Below are 926 nucleotides of genomic sequence, written 5' to 3'. Positions count from 1 at the left end.
TTCAGGCCAGATTCCCGGATGCTGCGCGAATACTTGCCGGTTCTTCTGCAAATTGTCGTAGCAATTCTTTTTGCCGGTTCCGCGCTACTCGTCAGCGTGTTGGTAGGGAAAAGCGGAAAACGTACGCGCGCTAAGGATATGGCGTACGAATGCGGTATGATCCCGCAGGGAGAAACGCTACCGCGGTTCAGCGTGAAGTTCTATCTCGTGGCAATGCTTTTCATCCTGTTCGACCTTGAGATCGTGTTCATGTATCCATGGGCGGTTGTCTATCGAGACGCTATCAAAGAAGGGCCGGCTATTTTTTGGAGCATGCTCGGTTTCATCACGATCCTGATGGTCGGCTACGTTTACGCGCTCAAAAAGGGAGCGCTGGATTTCAAAAACTAGCTAGCTTGGTTTGATATTCCGGCCGCTCACTCACGCCTGCCGCTGGGCTTGATGTTGAGCGCTCTCCTCTGGATGTTCGCCATGAGTATGGCGGCAAAATCGTAGTGGAAGTGACAAGGCATGCCTGTTCACCAAAAGGCTGACACTCCTCCGCAATTTTGGATTGCGGCCGGCGTGTCGCTCTTTGCGGCGCTGGCCTTTTACTTTTCAACAAAGGCCACACTGCAGGATCTCGATTACACCGCGCAGATTGCGTCCGCTTTGCTGCGCGGCCACTTGGGTCTTCGGGAACAACCGCCGGAATGGCTTAACGAAATGATTCCACACGGCGACAGGTATTACTCAGCCTTTCCGCTAGGAGCCGTCCTCAGCATGCTGCCCGTTGCGCTCCTGCAAAAAGCGAAGCTGGTACATAACTTTCCCGGACACGTTCTGGCAGCGCTAATTGCTGGTTCGTGTGTCTATTTCTTTTTTCAACTGGCGAAAGCATTCGGGCCTGAGTACTCGACAGTCGGACGTAGCCCATTACTTCGGCG

At 53.5% G+C, this 926-nt stretch carries 2 protein-coding genes; both read left to right on the top strand.

Annotated features, from left to right (window positions below; genetic code table 11):
- The first annotated feature begins 18 nt into the window (after window positions 1–18).
- Entirely contained in the window at window positions 19–390 is a 372-nt protein-coding gene (locus DMG62_24915) for an NADH-quinone oxidoreductase subunit I (GenBank protein PYY19145.1), read from the top strand.
- Window positions 391–510: 120 nt separating this feature from the next.
- A partial coding sequence (locus DMG62_24910; GenBank protein PYY19144.1) for a hypothetical protein occupies window positions 511–926 on the top strand: 416 nt, incomplete at its 3' end.

This window comes from Acidobacteriota bacterium (assembly GCA_003225175.1).
Lineage (GTDB): Bacteria > Acidobacteriota > Terriglobia > Terriglobales > Acidobacteriaceae > Gp1-AA112.
This window is presented reverse-complemented; position numbering and strand designations above follow the sequence as displayed.

Excerpts from the sequence above, each read along its gene's own strand:
- DMG62_24915 (PYY19145.1), top strand. The coding sequence starts at position 19 with ATGCTGCGCGAATACTTGCCGGTTCTTCTGCAAATTGTCGTAGCAATT.